Annotated in this window: 13 protein-coding genes and 1 pseudogene; 5 read left to right on the forward strand and 9 right to left on the reverse strand. The window is 59.6% G+C overall.

From position 1 onward, the window contains the following. Positions 1–5: 5 nt before the first annotated feature. The gene (locus FBY04_RS14105) at positions 6–965 is read right to left on the reverse strand and encodes a MoxR family ATPase (RefSeq protein WP_008150800.1); all 960 of its coding nucleotides are present in this window, start codon (positions 963–965) and stop codon (positions 6–8) included. A 282-nt stretch (positions 966–1247) separates the two neighbouring features. Beyond that, a complete protein-coding gene (locus tag FBY04_RS14115) occupies positions 1248–1601 on the reverse strand; it encodes a hypothetical protein (protein WP_084320635.1) in 354 nt (117 codons plus the stop codon). 503 nt (positions 1602–2104) lie between these two features. Between FBY04_RS14115 and FBY04_RS14120 the strand changes: the two genes are divergently transcribed. Beyond that, the gene (locus tag FBY04_RS14120; RefSeq protein ID WP_145315578.1) at positions 2105–7009 is read left to right on the forward strand and encodes an NAD-glutamate dehydrogenase; all 4905 of its coding nucleotides are present in this window, start codon (positions 2105–2107) and stop codon (positions 7007–7009) included. A 162-nt stretch (positions 7010–7171) separates the two neighbouring features. On the opposite strand, the gene FBY04_RS14125 is transcribed toward FBY04_RS14120, so the two are convergent. The 4 genes from FBY04_RS14125 to FBY04_RS14140 form a co-directional block, all read right to left on the reverse strand. Next, a complete protein-coding gene (locus FBY04_RS14125) occupies positions 7172–7882 on the reverse strand; it encodes an ATPase (RefSeq protein ID WP_084320637.1) in 711 nt (236 codons plus the stop codon). Between the two features lie 230 nt (positions 7883–8112). Continuing rightward, positions 8113–8523 carry a cupin domain-containing protein gene (locus FBY04_RS14130; RefSeq protein ID WP_145315579.1) on the reverse strand — a complete coding sequence of 137 codons (411 nt, stop codon included), beginning with the start codon at positions 8521–8523 and terminating at the stop codon, positions 8113–8115. A 213-nt stretch (positions 8524–8736) separates the two neighbouring features. Continuing rightward, a complete protein-coding gene (locus tag FBY04_RS14135; protein ID WP_084320639.1) occupies positions 8737–9030 on the reverse strand; it encodes a putative quinol monooxygenase in 294 nt (97 codons plus the stop codon). 123 nt (positions 9031–9153) lie between these two features. Beyond that, positions 9154–10587 (reverse strand): PLP-dependent aminotransferase family protein, encoded by a 1434-nt coding sequence (locus tag FBY04_RS14140; RefSeq protein ID WP_084320640.1) that lies wholly within the window; start codon positions 10585–10587, stop codon positions 9154–9156. Positions 10588–10792: 205 nt separating this feature from the next. On the opposite strand from FBY04_RS14140, the gene FBY04_RS14145 reads away from it, so the two are divergent. The 3 genes from FBY04_RS14145 to FBY04_RS14160 all read left to right on the forward strand — a co-directional run bounded on the left by FBY04_RS14145 (position 10793) and on the right by FBY04_RS14160 (position 13072). Further along, positions 10793–11233 (forward strand): carboxymuconolactone decarboxylase family protein, encoded by a 441-nt coding sequence (locus FBY04_RS14145; RefSeq protein ID WP_084320641.1) that lies wholly within the window; start codon positions 10793–10795, stop codon positions 11231–11233. Positions 11234–11391: 158 nt separating this feature from the next. Then, positions 11392–12372 (forward strand): LysR family transcriptional regulator, encoded by a 981-nt coding sequence (locus tag FBY04_RS14150; protein WP_145315580.1) that lies wholly within the window; start codon positions 11392–11394, stop codon positions 12370–12372. Positions 12373–12550: 178 nt separating this feature from the next. Then, the gene (locus tag FBY04_RS14160) at positions 12551–13072 is read left to right on the forward strand and encodes a GNAT family N-acetyltransferase (RefSeq protein WP_084320643.1); all 522 of its coding nucleotides are present in this window, start codon (positions 12551–12553) and stop codon (positions 13070–13072) included. Here FBY04_RS14160 and FBY04_RS14165 read toward each other — a convergent pair. Continuing rightward, positions 13073–13246, reverse strand: a pseudogene (locus FBY04_RS14165) (aspartate/glutamate racemase family protein); the annotation flags it as partial. 141 nt (positions 13247–13387) lie between these two features. Between FBY04_RS14165 and FBY04_RS14170 the strand changes: the two are divergent. Next, positions 13388–13882 carry a hypothetical protein gene (locus FBY04_RS14170; protein ID WP_084320644.1) on the forward strand — a complete coding sequence of 165 codons (495 nt, stop codon included), beginning with the start codon at positions 13388–13390 and terminating at the stop codon, positions 13880–13882. A gap of 110 nt (positions 13883–13992) precedes the next feature. Here the strand turns inward: FBY04_RS14170 and FBY04_RS14175 are convergent, their stop codons facing one another. Together FBY04_RS14175 and ccoN are read right to left on the reverse strand one after the other, a co-directional pair. Beyond that, complete coding sequence (locus FBY04_RS14175) at positions 13993–14214, reverse strand: hypothetical protein (protein WP_084320645.1); 222 nt, start codon at positions 14212–14214, stop codon at positions 13993–13995. A 15-nt stretch (positions 14215–14229) separates the two neighbouring features. Then, positions 14230–15657: a cytochrome-c oxidase, cbb3-type subunit I gene (gene ccoN, locus FBY04_RS14180; RefSeq protein WP_145315581.1), complete on the reverse strand. Its 1428-nt coding sequence runs from the start codon at positions 15655–15657 to the stop codon at positions 14230–14232. Between the last annotated feature and the right edge of the window lie 160 nt (positions 15658–15817).

Genomic DNA, 15817 nt, shown 5'->3' on the forward strand with positions numbered 1-15817 from the left:
CGGGGTCAAGCGACGGCTACGACGTCGAGAATCCGCTGGACGACCCGATCCTGGTCGATGCCCGCGGCTTCGGCTTCAAAGGAAAGAATGATGCGGTGACGCAGCACATCGAACAGCACCGCCTGAATGTCTTCCGGGCTGACGAAGTCGCGACCGGCCAGCCAGGCGTGAGCCCGGGCGCAGCGATCGAGGGCAATCGAGCCACGCGGGCTGGCGCCGTAGGCGATCCACTCGGCCATCTCCGGGTCGAACTTGGCCGGGGTGCGCGTGGCCATGACCAGCTGCACCAGGTATTCCTCCACGGCATCGGCCATGTACAGACCGAGGATTTCCTTGCGTGCGGCGAAAATGGCCTGCTGGCTGACCCGGCGCTCGGGTTTGGTCTCGCCGTTCAAGGCTTCGCCACGGGCCTGCTGCAGGATGCGCCGTTCTACGGCCGCGTCCGGGAAACCGATTTTCACGTGCATCAGGAAGCGATCGAGCTGGGCTTCAGGCAATGGGTAAGTGCCTTCCTGCTCGATCGGGTTTTGCGTGGCCATCACCAGGAACAGCGGCGAAAGTTCATAGGTGCTGCGCCCGACACTGACCTGACGCTCGCCCATGGCTTCGAGCAGCGCTGACTGGACCTTGGCCGGGGCACGGTTGATTTCGTCCGCCAGCACCAGGTTGTGGAAGATCGGGCCTTGCTGGAACACGAAACTGCCGGTTTCCGGGCGATAGATTTCCGTGCCGGTGATGTCGGCAGGCAACAGGTCAGGGGTGAACTGGATGCGATGGAACTGGGCTTCGATACCTTCGGCGAGTTCTTTGATGGCCTTGGTCTTGGCCAGGCCCGGCGCGCCCTCGACCAGCATGTGGCCGTCGGCAAGCAAGGCGATGAGCAAGCGCTCGATGAGTTTTTCCTGGCCGAGAATCTGCGTTGAAAGAAAGGTTCGCAGCGCAAGCAGCGCTTCACGATGTTCCATCGATGACTGTTCCTGGAAAGGGTGACCGAAGACGTTCGAATAACGCCAGGGCTGGGGGCGTTACTTTAATCCATCGCGGGGGGCGGCGACTAACGGCATTTTGTGCAAAGTGCGGGAATAGATGGGTGAAAGTGTTGGAAATTTGTGCCGGTTGCAGAGCCGTGCTGTTCTCTCGGGCCTCTTCGCGAGCAAGCCCGCTCCCACAGTTGACCGGATTGCCTGATCGAAATGCGGTCAACTGTGGGAGCGGGCTTGCTCGCGAAGGGGCCCGCTCAAACCCCATCAAAGCTCGCTGATGTAAGTCCCGATCCCCTTGAGGATGTTCTGCAAAGTCTCTTCCACTTCCGCCAGATCACTCACATCCGTGTTGTGCGTGATCTCCAGCGAATCATCCCCATTCAACGCATCCGCATCCGCGGCGGCGATTTCGATCTTCAGCAGCGTAGGGCTCAGCGTCACTTTCACGCCGTCCAGCGTTGAAGGCTCGCCATCAAGGGTGATCTCCAGTTCATCCTCGTCGGGATAGCGGGCCATCAGGAACATGTCGCCCTGTTCGCTATGGCAGCAGAGCATGGCCATGTTGTCTTCTTCCTCGTCACACGGGTTGACGATCAACAGGGAGGTGGTCATTTGCATGGGAAAATCCTGGCTCGGCGAGCGTTGTGAACACAACAAAAGGCGATTCTGCCAGCCCCCGGGAATTTCTGCTCGGCTGACTGTCAGAGAATGTGTCGTGAACATTCGGGGGGCTGCTGGTCATTTCTGGCACGAATGCGCCGTAAATCCGGGCATAAAACGCCCAATTTCCTACACGACTGCTAGTGTTGTTCGATGCACGGGCCTTGAGCTGCGTGCCGATGACCGAATATGTCGCAGCGCTGCAAGCACGGGCCTTGCCGCACTCGTTAAGCTGCGCAACGGATGAGCACCTGTAAAGACATTGCGCTATCGGTTCGCCAGTCGTTTTTGCAGATGCCCATTCATGGAAGGTGAATGTGACCTGAGTGTCTCGTCCAGCTTCACCCACCTGTCACCCTGTTTCCTCTGCCCGAGAATCAGGAACAGGGTGACGGATCGCCCCGAAAGGGGTTTTGCACGCGACGCTTCCATCAATAACAAGCCCAAGCGGAGTACCACAGATGGCGTTCTTCACCGCAGCCAGCAAAGCCGACTTCCAGCACCAACTGCAAGCGGCACTGGCGCAGCACATCAGTGAACAGGCACTGCCACAAGTGGCGCTGTTCGCTGAACAATTTTTCGGCATCATTTCCCTTGACGAGCTGACCCAGCGTCGGCTGTCCGACCTCGCTGGCTGTACCCTTTCTGCGTGGCGCCTGCTTGAGCGCTTCGATCACGCGCAACCGCAGGTTCGCGTCTACAACCCTGATTACGAACGCCACGGCTGGCAGTCGACCCACACCGCGGTCGAAGTGCTGCACCACGACCTGCCATTCCTGGTGGACTCGGTGCGTACCGAGCTGAACCGTCGCGGCTACAGCATTCATACCTTGCAAACCACGGTGCTGAGCGTGCGTCGCGACAGCAAGGGCGAATTGCTGGAAATCCTGCCGAAGGGCACCCAGGGCGAAGGGATCCTGCAAGAATCCCTGATGTACCTGGAAATCGACCGTTGCGCGAACACCGCGGAACTGAATGTTCTGAGCAAAGAGCTGGAACAGGTTCTCGGTGAAGTCCGCGTTGCGGTCGCCGATTTCGAGCCGATGAAAGCCAAGGTCCAGGAAATCCTGACCGGCCTGGACAACAGCCAGTTCGCTGTCGACAGCGAAGAAAAAGCTGAAATCAAAAGCTTCCTGGAATGGCTGGTGGGCAACCACTTCACGTTCCTGGGCTATGAAGAATTCGTGGTGCGCGATGAAGCCGACGGCGGCCACATCGTCTACGACCAGGACTCGTTCCTCGGCCTGACCAAACTGCTGCGCACCGGCCTGACCTACGATGACCTGCGCATCGAAGACTACGCCGTGAACTACCTGCGCGAACCGACCCTGCTGTCGTTCGCCAAGGCTGCGCACCCGAGCCGCGTGCACCGTCCGGCGTACCCGGACTACGTGTCGATCCGTGAGATCGACGCCGACGGCAAGGTCATCAAGGAATGCCGTTTCATGGGCCTCTACACCTCGTCGGTGTATGGCGAGAGCGTGCGGGTCATCCCGTACATCCGTCGCAAGGTCGAAGAGATCGAACGTCGTTCCGGCTTCCAGGCCAAGGCCCACCTGGGCAAGGAACTGGCGCAGGTGGTCGAAGTGCTGCCGCGTGACGACCTGTTCCAGACTCCGGTCGACGAGCTGTTTGCCACCGTCATGTCGATCGTGCAGATCCAGGAGCGCAACAAGATCCGCGTGTTCCTGCGCAAAGACCCGTACGGTCGCTTCTGCTACTGCCTGGCTTACGTGCCGCGCGACATCTATTCCACCGAAGTGCGCCAGAAGATCCAGCAAGTGCTGATGGATCGCCTGAAAGCCTCGGACTGCGAGTTCTGGACCTTCTTCTCCGAGTCCGTGCTGGCCCGCGTGCAGCTGATTCTGCGCGTCGATCCGAAAAACCGTCTGGACATCGACCCGCAGCAGCTGGAAAACGAAGTCATCCAGGCGTGCCGCAGCTGGCAGGACGACTATGCCGCACTGACCATCGAGAGCTTCGGCGAAGCCCACGGCACCAACGTGCTGGCCGACTTCCCGAAAGGCTTCCCGGCCGGTTACCGCGAGCGCTTTGCCGCGCATTCGGCTGTGGTCGACATGCAGCACCTGCTCAGCCTGAAAGAAACCAATCCGCTGGTGATGAGCTTCTATCAGCCGCTGGGTCAGGTTTCCGGCAAGCGCGAGCTGCATTGCAAGCTCTATCACGCCGATACCCCGCTGGCGCTGTCCGACGTGTTGCCGATCCTGGAAAACCTCGGCCTGCGCGTGCTGGGTGAGTTCCCGTATCGCCTGCGTCACAACAATGGCCGCGAGTTCTGGATTCACGATTTCGCGTTCACCGCGGCCGAAGGCCTGGAACTCGACATCCAGCAACTCAACGACACCTTGCAGGACGCCTTCGTCCACATCGTGCGTGGCGATGCCGAGAACGATGCGTTCAACCGTCTGGTGCTGACCGCCGGCCTGCCGTGGCGCGACGTGGCTTTGCTGCGTGCCTACGCCCGTTACATGAAACAGATCCGTCTGGGTTTCGACCTGGGCTACATCGCCAGCACCCTGAACAACCACACCGACATCGCTCGCGAGTTGACCCGGTTGTTCAAGACCCGTTTCTACCTGGCTCGCAAGCTTGGCACTGACGATCTGGAAGACAAGCAGCAACGCCTGGAACACGCGATTCTGAGCGCACTGGACGACGTCCAGGTGTTGAACGAAGACCGTATCCTGCGTCGCTACCTGGACCTGATCAAGGCGACCCTGCGGACCAACTTCTACCAGACCGATGCACACGGTCAGAACAAGTCCTACTTCAGCTTCAAGTTCAACCCGCACCAGATTCCAGAGCTGCCGAAGCCGGTACCGAAGTTCGAAATCTTCGTTTACTCGCCTCGCGTCGAGGGCGTGCACCTGCGCTTCGGCAACGTCGCTCGTGGCGGCCTGCGCTGGTCTGACCGTGAAGAAGACTTCCGTACCGAAGTCCTGGGCCTGGTAAAAGCCCAGCAAGTGAAGAACTCGGTCATCGTGCCAGTGGGCGCGAAGGGCGGCTTCCTGCCGCGTCGCCTGCCACTGGGCGGCAACCGTGACGAGATCGCGGCCGAGGGCATCGCCTGCTACCGCATCTTCATTTCGGGCCTGTTGGACATCACCGACAACCTGAAGGACGGCGCGCTGGTTCCACCAGCCAACGTCGTGCGTCATGACGACGATGACCCGTACCTGGTGGTCGCTGCGGACAAGGGCACTGCAACCTTCTCCGACATCGCCAACGGCATCGCCATCGATTACGGCTTCTGGCTGGGTGACGCGTTCGCTTCCGGCGGTTCTGCCGGTTACGACCACAAGAAAATGGGCATTACCGCCAAAGGCGCGTGGGTTGGCGTACAACGTCACTTCCGCGAGCGCGGCATCAATGTCCAGGAAGACAGCATCACCGTAGTGGGCGTCGGCGACATGGCCGGTGACGTATTCGGTAACGGCTTGTTGATGTCCGACAAACTGCAACTGGTCGCTGCGTTCAACCACCTGCACATCTTCATCGATCCAAACCCTGAACCGGCGAACAGCTTCGCCGAGCGTCAGCGCCTGTTCGATCTGCCACGTTCGGCCTGGTCGGATTACGACACCAGCATCATGTCCGAAGGCGGCGGGATCTTCTCCCGTAGCGCGAAAAGCATCGCGATTTCCCCGCAGATGAAAGAGCGCTTCGACATTCAGGCCGACAAGCTGACCCCGACCGAACTGCTGAATGCCTTGCTCAAGGCCCCGGTAGACCTGTTGTGGAACGGCGGTATCGGTACTTACGTCAAAGCCAGCACCGAAAGCCACGCCGATGTCGGCGACAAGGCCAACGATGCACTGCGTGTGAACGGCAACGAACTGCGCTGCAAAGTCGTGGGCGAGGGCGGTAACCTCGGTATGACCCAACTGGGCCGTGTCGAATTCGGTCTCAATGGCGGCGGTTCCAACACCGACTTCATCGACAACGCCGGTGGCGTGGACTGCTCCGACCACGAAGTGAACATCAAGATCCTGCTGAACGAAGTCGTTCAGGCCGGTGACATGACCGACAAGCAACGTAACCAGTTGCTGGCGAGCATGACCGACGAAGTCGGCAACCTGGTACTGGGCAACAACTACAAGCAAACTCAGGCCCTGTCCCTGGCGGCGCGCCGTGCTTTCGTGCGGATTGCCGAATACAAGCGTCTGATGAACGATCTGGAAGGCCGCGGCAAGCTGGATCGCGCCATCGAGTTCCTGCCGTCGGAAGAAGCCATCAACGAGCGTCTCGCGGAAGGCCATGGCCTGACCCGTGCGGAGCTGTCGGTGCTGATCTCCTACAGCAAGATCGACCTCAAGGAAGCGTTGCTCAACTCCCTGGTGCCGGACGACGACTATCTGACGCGCGACATGGAAACCGCTTTCCCGCCGAGCCTGGTGAGCAAGTTCTCCGAAGCCATGCGCCGTCACCGTCTGAAGCGCGAGATCGTCAGCACCCAGATCGCCAACGATCTGGTCAACCACATGGGTATCACCTTCGTTCAGCGACTCAAAGAGTCCACCGGCATGAGCCCGGCGAACGTGGCCGGTGCTTACGTGATCGTGCGTGACATCTTCCATCTCCCGCACTGGTTCCGTCAGATCGAAGCCCTGGACTACCAGGTTTCGGCCGACGTACAACTGGAGCTGATGGACGAGCTGATGCGTCTGGGCCGTCGCGCTACGCGCTGGTTCCTGCGTGCCCGTCGCAACGAGCAGAACGCTGCCCGTGACGTCGCGCACTTCGGTCCGCACCTGAAGGAGTTGGGGCTCAAGCTCGATGAACTGCTGAGTGGCGAGATCCACGAAAACTGGCAGGCCCGCTATGAGGCGTACGTCGAAGCCGGTGTGCCGGAGTTGCTCGCGCGCATGGTGGCTGGCACCTCGCACCTGTATACCCTGCTGCCGATCATCGAAGCTTCCGACGTGACCGGCCAGAACCCTGCGGACGTGGCCAAGGCCTACTTCGCTGTGGGCAGCGCGCTGGACATCACCTGGTACCTGCAACAGATCAGCGCACTGCCGGTTGAAAACAACTGGCAAGCCCTGGCCCGTGAGGCGTTCCGCGATGACGTCGACTGGCAGCAACGTGCGATCACCATCTCCGTCCTGCAACAGGGCGACGGCACTCAGGACGTGGAAACTCGCCTGGCGCTGTGGATGGACGAGCACGAAGGCATGATCGAACGCTGGCGCGCCATGCTGGTGGAAATCCGTGCCGCAAGCGGTACCGACTACGCCATGTACGCGGTGGCCAACCGTGAACTGCTGGATCTGGCGTTGAGCGGGCAGGCGGTAGTGCCTGCCGCTGCTGCTACCGTCAGCGCTGAGCTGGAACCTGCGGCCTGATCAGTCGCTGAATGAAAAAGCCCCGCATTGAGAGATGCGGGGCTTTTTTTTGTTTGAATGTTTTGTGGTGTTTGGGCAGGCCCCATCGCCAGCAAGCCGGCTCCTACAAAGTTTCGCATTTCTACCGTAGGCGCCGGCTTGCTGGCGATGGGGTCATCTGCCTCAATACAACTTCCAGACAGCTTTATTATCAATCATCGACACTTTATCTGTCGGCTCAGTCAATAAATTACTGAGTGACTGGTCAAACTTCTGCAGCGCCCGAACTTGCACATTTTGCTGTTCGTTAATATCCGCCACAATCTCTTCGCTGCGTTTATAGTCCGCCCACACGGGACTCAATGCTTTCGCGTCATGCCCTTGCGCAGTCCCGATATAGTTGAAGTCGGCATCATAAAAAACCGCACTCACATCAGCCTCGACGTCTGAACTGCGCGAAGTGATCAATTGGCTGCGGGTGTCGATAATCGCCACCATGTCCGGTTTCGCCGCCCTGAGGCTTTGCAGATCCGGGTACACCGTGACCGAGCCGAACTGGCGCTGCAACGAGGCCTTGACCCAATCCACCGCCATGTCGGGTTTGGAGGTGGCAACGTAGGCATCATGAATCGGTTTCACCAGCAGGCTCTGGCCGAAACCGGTGCCGGCATTGGCTTGGTAATCCTGAAGATAAGCGCGGTTGGTCTGGGTGTTGCGGCTGTAAACAATGCCCAGCGATACATGGCTGCCGCTGGCGACATGGGTGGCGCTGCTACGGCCGACGGGTGAGGTGAAGATCCCGTCGAGTGAAGAAACAGCGGTTGGCGCAGTGGGAATTGAACATCCTGTTAAAACAGCGGTGATCGCCAAAGTACTGACAAGTGCAAGTTTCATGGGTGTTTCTCCAGTGAGACAACTTGAGTCGCCAAGTGTTAGTTGCCGAGCGAGTCGGCGGTGTTTTCAGACTAAACCTGTCGGCACTGAATGAAATAGCCAATAAACGCACTTGTCAGGTGACCCATAGTTTTTGTTTGGTTTAAATCGTTGTGTTTAATTGCGCAGGGAAATAAACAGGCCCGAATGTTAGATTCGTGCCTGTTTATTTATGGCTGTACGCTCAGCCATCAGTTTTCCAATGGGATCAACACTTTTTCGTCGGGGGACAACACCATGAATACCAAGAGTTTGGCCGGCTTGGTCGCACTGGCATTTTTGGAGACCAGATGCTCCGACCCGGCCGGTTCATACCAATACTCGCCGGCCTTGAAGGTTTTCGGTTGCTCGCCTTTCACTTGAGAAACGATCGATCCCGAAAGCACGTACGCCATGGCCGTGCCTTCATGTTTGTGGGCGATGGAGGATTGGCCGGGTTTGTAGTCGACCTCGATCATCAGCGCCTTTTTACCCGGGACGTTCTTGAGTACTTCATCCTGCAGGATCGTGACTTTTTCCGAGGGGGCGTGGGCGAATGCCGAGGCAGATACAGTCAGGGCGCAGACGGCAAGCGGGGCAACAAGTAAACGCAAAACTCTCATGATTCATCACCTGGGGGGGTTAGTTGTCAGGAACAACGTTAGTCCGCCAGTGACGGCAATCAAACAGCCAATTTACGAGAAGGCCAGGGGACCAATCGGGATTTGCGCGAGGCAATGCAAAAGCCATAGGAGCCGGCTTGCTGGCGATCGCATCACCGCGGCGCATCAGCTGCACCGTGGTGAATGGATCGCCAGCAAGCCGGCTCCTACCGTTCAATGAATCGGAAAGCTGTTGAAGTCGACGGAGTTGGCCAGTCGACTGTCGATAAGGCCGATAAAGCCTTGGACTTCAGGGCAGTTGAAATGCATCTGCATGGCCGCTTCCGATTGCCAGCGGGCGCTGACGTTCCAGCGGTTGCTGTCCTCGGGGCAGCGGTCGACCATATAGGATTCGCAGCCCGGTTGTTCCCGCAGGGTTTCGACAATCTTTTGCAGTTGCCTGCCCAGTTCGTCCGAGCGGCCGGCGGCGGCCTGCACTTTTACGGTATTGATCACTTCATTGGACATTGCTCACACTCCTGAATCAGGCCGGACGAATCCTGCTCATTGAGGGATAACGCATATGCAGGATAGGCCCGCACCCTGGGACCGCCAATAGCCAATCGCCGGATAAAAACCCAGACCAATCTGTCAGGCGACCTGTTGCAAAATGTCCCGCAGGCGGTCCAGGGCGGTGTCGATGTCGAGGGTTTCAATGGCGCCAAAGCCCATGAGAAGCCCGGCCTGTGGCGCTTGTTGATAGTAAAAGTCCTCGATGGAGTACAGACCGACTTCGACCTTTTTCGCCAATTCGATCACCAACGGCATATCGATAGGCACTTTGCACATGAGCACCATGTGGAACCCGGCGGTGCTTGGGATGGCTTCGAACCAAGGGGACAGGTCTCCCGCAACACGTGTCAGGATTCGCTCACGACGCCCGGCGTAGATCGTATGGCAACGGCGAATGTGCTTGAGCAGGCAGCCTTCGGCGATGAACTTGGCCAGTGCCCACTGGGGCAGGGTGGAGGTATGCCGGTCGGTGAGTTGCTTGGCCTGGATCACCGCTTCGAGAATCGCTGGCGGCAAAATCGCGTATCCGAGGCGCAACTCCGGCAGCAAGGTTTTCGAAAAGGTCCCGACGTAGGCGACGATCCCGCGTTCATCCATGCTTTGCAGGGAATCGGTGGGCCGGCCTTCATAGCGAAATTCGCTGTCGTAATCGTCCTCGATGATGATCGCGCCCAGCTCATACGCGCGCTCCAGCAACGCCAATCGCCGCACCTGGCTCATCGGCATGCCCAGCGGAAATTGATGCGACGGCGTGACATAAATCAGTTGCGTACCGAGGGGGATTTTGTCGACCTGAATGCCTTCGGCGTCGACCGGCACGCCGATCACCGTGGCGCCGTGGCTGCCGAACAGCAGGCGCGCGGGCGGGTAGCCGGGGTCTTCCATGGCGACGATGCTGCCGTGGCGGGTCATCACGCGGGAGATCAGGTCCAGCGCCTGTTGCGCGCCGTTGCACACCACCACGTCTTCGTCCTGACAGTTCACACCACGGGAAAATGCGATATGCCGGGCGATCGCGTTGCGCAGCGCCGGAAGACCTTCGGGCAGGCTGTAGAAACCCTTCGAACCGGTCATCTGCCGCAAGGCGTGAGAGGTGCAGCGTCGCCAATCGTCCTGCGGAAACTGGCCCTTGCTGGTGGCGCCGCCGATGAAGTCATAGCGCAGCGAGCCTTCCAATGTCGGATGACGCAAAAACACCGGCAGGTTGCGCCACGACTCGATGACCTCGGCGCTCGCCAACTGTGAATGGCTTTGCTTGGGCAGCGCTTTTGCGGTCCGGGCATTGACGTAAGTGCCTTTGCCGATCACGCCGGTGAGGAAGTTTTCATACGTCAGTTGCGCGTAGGTGTCGGAAATGGTCTTGCGCGAGATGCCCAGCTGTTCGGCCAGCAATCGACTGGGCGGCAGCTGCGTCCCGGCTGCCAGACGGCCGGATTCGATGGCGCTGCGCAGTTGGTTGTACAACTGGCCTGCCAGGTCCTTGCGGCCGTTGATGACAACATGAAGTTCCATACCGGCGGGGCTCCTTGTAGCGGTTGAGACGCGTGTGCGTCGCGTCAGATTACCCGCAAGCACCGCTGCGCAGAAGTTGCGTGGATGAAATACCGCGGATTGGACTGTTGCCGGGTGGTCCACCGGAATTTCGCTGAATTGGATCTGTAACGCTTGCGCATCAGCGCCTAACTTGACAAGCATCTATCGATCCACGAGGCACGCCATGACTTCCCGTCTGGATTACTACAGCGCGTCGCCCAAAGCGATGAAAGCGATGATTGCCATGGAGGCGCTGACCAGCAACCTGAGCATCGAGCCGGCGCTGCTGCACCTGATCAAGATCCGCGCCTCGCAGCTCAATGGCTGCGCCTTCTGCACCGACATGCATTCGGTGGATGCGCGACGCCTCGGCGAGACCGACCGGCGCCTGTATTCAATCGTGGTCTGGCGCGACAGTGGTTTTTTCAACCCACGGGAGCGCGCGGCGCTGGCCTGGACCGAGGCGGTGACCTTGCTCTCGCAAAGCCATGTGCCTGACGACGTCTACGCCCAGGCCCGGGAGCAGTTCAGTGAAAGCGAAATGGTCGACCTGACCATCGCCGTCACCACCATCAACAGCTGGAATCGCCTGGCCGTGAGTTTTCGCCAAGCGCCCAGTGCATGAGTTCACTTGAGAAATTCCTCAGGCGAGCAAGAAATCCCCTCGCCACAAGTTTGTGTGCCCGCACTGTAAGTGAACAGCATTCCAGCGGTTGTCACAGCAGGTTCATGAACGGTGCGCAGGATGAGGTTTTCAAAGGACATATCGACAGGGAGTCATCGATGTCATTCATGGAAACCTCAGGGCGCCAAATCCCCGCCGAATACCGTCCGCCGCTAGCAACCACGCCGTCCTTGCGTGCGCGGGCCTCGGCGATTGATCCGCAACTGGCGCAGGCGTTCACAGTCAGTGCTCGCTGCGGCTGTTTCATGCAGGCGGCCCGCAGCCTCAACATCAAGGCGACCTTGCTGCGCAAGCAACTGGCGCAGCTCGAAGCGCAACTGCACTGTTCGCTGTTCAGCCATTGCGATAATGGCATTACCCTCAGCCGTGAAGGCTTGCAGCTTCAGGCGCAGTTGATCGCGTTGGCTCATGAGCGCGATTTGCCGGTGATCGAGCAACCGTTGGTGCGCCTGGCCGTGGCTGAATCGATCCTGCATGACATTCTCGGTCGCGACCTGGTGGCCTTGTTGCGCCGCAACGCCAGCGTCCGCCTGGACATCATCACCCTCGACAGCGAACTGGCGCTGCAAGCCGTCAGTGCCGATGTGGTGGTGTGGCTGGCCGGCATCGAATCGCCGCGGCCGAGCCCGAGTTTTGCTGTCAGCGAACCCCGCCGCCTGGCGCGGCTTGACTACCAGCCGCACATCGCCAAGCGCTATTCAAGGACGACGTCGCGCCCGGACAGTCTCGATGACCTCGCCGATTTCCTGTTGGTGCAATGGCCGTCTCACCGTCAGGTCGAGAGCTTCCTGCCGTGGAATGCGCTGGTGGAGCAGCGCCTGGCCGGTGTGGTGCAGCTGCATTCCTATGAGCTGCTGCTGGAGATGATTCGCTGCAGCGCCTGCATCGGTTTGCTGCCCGGTTACATCGGTCACTTTGATCGCGGTCTCGTTGCGTTGCCGGGGTTGTTTGGCCAGCCGATGCAGCGTGAGGTGTGGATGGCGGTTAATGTGCAGTCCGAGGGCGAAGCGCAGGTGCAGATGATCGTCGAGCTGATCCAGAGCACCTTCAACGAGCGCCGGGAGTGGTTCGAAGGCTGAACACTATCCAGTAATGCGGGAGCGGGCTTGCTCGCGATAGCGGTGCGTCAGTCAACATTGATAGCGACTGACCTACCGCTATCGCGAGCAAGCCCGCTCCCACATTTTTGGTTCTCGCTATGCCGGAAGATTGCGTTGTAGAGTGAGCGGCCATGTCTGTCTCAAGGATGAATCACCCATGCCCGTCACTGACGCTGTCATCACCCTCGAACGCTTCGACGAATCCCATCTCGAAGGCATCACCGCGCTCTACAACGAGCCGGCGGTTACCCGGCAGGTCCTGCAAATGCCGTTTCAATCCATCGAGCTCTGGCGCAAACGCCTGGCGTCGGACAACGAACGCGAAATCAAACTGGTGGCGCTGCATCAGGGGCTGGTGATCGGCAGCATTGGCCTGGAGCAGTTTTCGCGGATCCGTCGCAGTCACGCCGGCAGCTTTGGCATGGGCGTCTTGTCGGCATGGCAGGGCAAGGGCGTTGGTTCGAAGCTGCTGGCAACGGCGCTGGACATCGCCGACAACTGGATGAACCTGCAACGGGTCGAGCTTTCGGTGTACGCCGACAACGAAGCGGCCATCGGCTTGTACCGCAAGTTCGGCTTTGAAACCGAAGGCCTGTTTCGCGACTACGCCGTGCGTGACGGAAGGCTGGTGGATACCTTGAGCATGGCGCGTCTGCGTCGCTTGCCCAAGGCCGGTTGATCACTGCGCCAATGCGAACGGCACCGCCGCCTGCGCATGCAGTTCGGTGGTGTCGAGCAGGGGTAGGGCGCTGTGCTCGGGGTTGATCAGCAGGCCGGTTTCCGTGCAGCCAAGGATGATGGCCTGGGCGCCGCGCTGGTTCAGGGATTCAATGACCTGCCGATAGATCCGGCGATGGTGTGCTCCTGTTGATGGCTACCCCTGGGCCGCGAGTGTCTCGAGATGTGACCGCCCATGCAATTGACTTGTACGGGCGGCGCGCGCATCTGCCATGCTCGAAGTCCGCAGCACTGCTTCAACCAAAGGAACACCGCAATGGACGACGTACAGCAACTGGGTGAGATGCTTCGCCACTACGCAGACAGCGAAGCGCACAAAAAACAACTGTTCGAGTCACAGTCGGCCGTGTGGGCGACGCGCATTGGCGAGCTGTTCGATCAGATCCAGCAATGGCTGGAACCGGTCAAGGCGCCGAACCTGCTGGAAGTGAGCCGTGAAGCCTACGTGGCCTCGGGACCCAGCGTTCCGGTCGAGACGTCGACGTTCAAGACCGAGAAGCTCGGTATCGTGATCGCCGGCAAACCGGTGGAGTTCGTACCGGATGTGATGGGCGCGGGCGGGCAGATTTCCCTGGCCGTGATGGGCCTGACCGCTGCGCGCTATGGCAGCATTTCGCTGGTATGCCTGCCGCCGTCGAGCAGCTGGCAATGGCGCAAGACCAATGGTTTGAAAGACCCGGACACCTTTGCCTTCGACGCGAATTTTCTGGCGCAGCAGTTGCAGAGCCTGATTCCTAGAGATCGCAGCTGAACCCCTGTGGGAGCGGGCTTGCTCGCGAAGGCGTCGGCAAAGTCAATATTGATGTTGCCTGACACTCCGCCTTCGCGAGCAAGCCCGCTCCCACAGTGATCTGTGGTGCATCAGATGTCGAGGTTTCCCCACCCGGGTTTTGCCACTTGCGGCGCAACCGCTTTCACGACTTTCCCCGTCGCCAATTCCACCCGCCGCGCCACCTCCGGGTCATCGGCAAAAGGCATCAGGCTTGCCTCTTCCAGGCTCTGCGCCGTCTGCTGTTTAAGGCAGTACTCGACCGCCAGCCAAAGCCCCGCCACGCCTAAACCATTGAGCACCATCTCGATCATTTCCAGCTCCTCGCCTCAGGCAATCTGCGCTTCACGTTCAGCCATCGCCACATCGGACACCCGCACGGTGCGCCAGGCGTTGTACGCCATCAGCAGCATGCCGCTGAGGAAGAACACGCCGCCGGTAAAACGCACTACAAACCCCGGATGACTGGCCTGCAGGGCTTCGACGAAAGAGTAGGTCAGCGTGCCGTCGTCGTTGATCGCGCGCCACATCAGGCCCTGAGTGATGCCGTTGACCCACATCGACGCGATGTACAACACAGTGCCGATGGTCGCCAGCCAGAAATGCAGGTTGATCAGCGGTGTGCTGTACATCTGCTCACGGCCAAAGACTTTCGGAATCATGTGGTAGACCGCGCCGAAGGTGATCATCGCCACCCAGCCAAGGGCGCCGGCGTGCACGTGGCCGATGGTCCAGTCGGTGTAGTGGGAGAGGGCGTTGACGGTCTTGATCGCCATCATCGGGCCTTCAAAGGTCGACATGCCATAGAAGGCCAGAGACAGCACCAGAAAACGCAGGATCGGGTCGGTGCGCAACTTATGCCAGGCGCCCGACAGGGTCATCATGCCGTTGATCATCCCGCCCCAGCTCGGCGCCAGCAGGATCAGTGACATCGCCATGCCGAGCGACTGCGCCCAGTCCGGCAGCGCCGTGTAGTGCAAATGGTGCGGGCCGGCCCAGATATACAGGGTGATCAGCGCCCAGAAATGCACGATCGACAAGCGATAGGAATACACCGGTCGCCCGACCTGCTTCGGCACGAAGTAATACATCATTCCCAGAAACCCGGTGGTCAGGAAGAAGCCCACCGCGTTGTGCCCGTACCACCACTGCACCATGGCGTCGGTGGCCCCGGAATACACCGGGTAGGACTTGAACCAGTCCACCGGGATCGACAAGTGATTGACCACGTGCAGCATCGCGATGACCACAATGAACGCGCCGAAAAACCAGTTACCGACGTAGATGTGTTTGGTCTTGCGCTGCACCACGGTGGTGAAAAACACGATGGCGTAAGCGACCCAGACCACGGTCATCCACACCGCGCCGGAGAACTCGATCTCGGCGTATTCCTTGGTGGTGGTGTAGCCCAGCGGCAGGGTGATCAGCATCACCACGATCACCGATTGCCAGCCCCAGAACGTGAAGGCGGCGAGGGTGTCCGAATACAGCCGCACCTGGCAGGTACGCTGCACGGCGTAGTAGCTGGCGGCGAACTGCGCGCTGCCGGCAAAGCCGAAAATCACCAGACTGGTGTGCAGCGGTCGCAACCGGCCGAAGGTGGTCCACGGCAGGTCGAGGTTCATCTCGGGCCACACCAGTTGCGAGGCGATCCACACCCCCATCGCCATCCCCACGACGCCCCAGACAATGGTCGCCACGATGAATTGGCGGACGACCTTATAGTTATAGGCCTGTCCGATTGTTGCTGTGCTCATGGTCAATGCTTCCACGGTTGCAAAGTCTTGCCAGCCCACCCGGACTGGCATGCAACCCCACTGTAGAAACCCTGCCCTAAACAAAACAGACTCAGAAAAACCGAGTTTATACGGATCAGATACGGCGCCTGCCTGCGGTGATCGGCTGCGCGCTGATACG

This window comes from Pseudomonas sp. SJZ080 (assembly GCF_007828295.1).
Taxonomy (GTDB): domain Bacteria; phylum Pseudomonadota; class Gammaproteobacteria; order Pseudomonadales; family Pseudomonadaceae; genus Aquipseudomonas; species Aquipseudomonas migulae_A.

Coding starts and splice junctions, on each gene's coding strand:
- FBY04_RS14105 (WP_008150800.1), bottom strand. CDS start 965: ATGGAACATCGTGAAGCGCTGCTTGCGCTGCGAACCTTTCTTTCAACG.
- FBY04_RS14115 (WP_084320635.1), bottom strand. CDS start 1,601: ATGCAAATGACCACCTCCCTGTTGATCGTCAACCCGTGTGACGAGGAA.
- FBY04_RS14120 (WP_145315578.1), top strand. CDS start 2,105: ATGGCGTTCTTCACCGCAGCCAGCAAAGCCGACTTCCAGCACCAACTG.
- FBY04_RS14125 (WP_084320637.1), bottom strand. CDS start 7,882: ATGAAACTTGCACTTGTCAGTACTTTGGCGATCACCGCTGTTTTAACA.
- FBY04_RS14130 (WP_145315579.1), bottom strand. CDS start 8,523: ATGAGAGTTTTGCGTTTACTTGTTGCCCCGCTTGCCGTCTGCGCCCTG.
- FBY04_RS14135 (WP_084320639.1), bottom strand. CDS start 9,030: ATGTCCAATGAAGTGATCAATACCGTAAAAGTGCAGGCCGCCGCCGGC.
- FBY04_RS14140 (WP_084320640.1), bottom strand. CDS start 10,587: ATGGAACTTCATGTTGTCATCAACGGCCGCAAGGACCTGGCAGGCCAG.
- FBY04_RS14145 (WP_084320641.1), top strand. CDS start 10,793: ATGACTTCCCGTCTGGATTACTACAGCGCGTCGCCCAAAGCGATGAAA.
- FBY04_RS14150 (WP_145315580.1), top strand. CDS start 11,392: ATGTCATTCATGGAAACCTCAGGGCGCCAAATCCCCGCCGAATACCGT.
- FBY04_RS14160 (WP_084320643.1), top strand. CDS start 12,551: ATGCCCGTCACTGACGCTGTCATCACCCTCGAACGCTTCGACGAATCC.
- FBY04_RS14170 (WP_084320644.1), top strand. CDS start 13,388: ATGGACGACGTACAGCAACTGGGTGAGATGCTTCGCCACTACGCAGAC.
- FBY04_RS14175 (WP_084320645.1), bottom strand. CDS start 14,214: ATGATCGAGATGGTGCTCAATGGTTTAGGCGTGGCGGGGCTTTGGCTG.
- ccoN (WP_145315581.1), bottom strand. CDS start 15,657: ATGAGCACAGCAACAATCGGACAGGCCTATAACTATAAGGTCGTCCGC.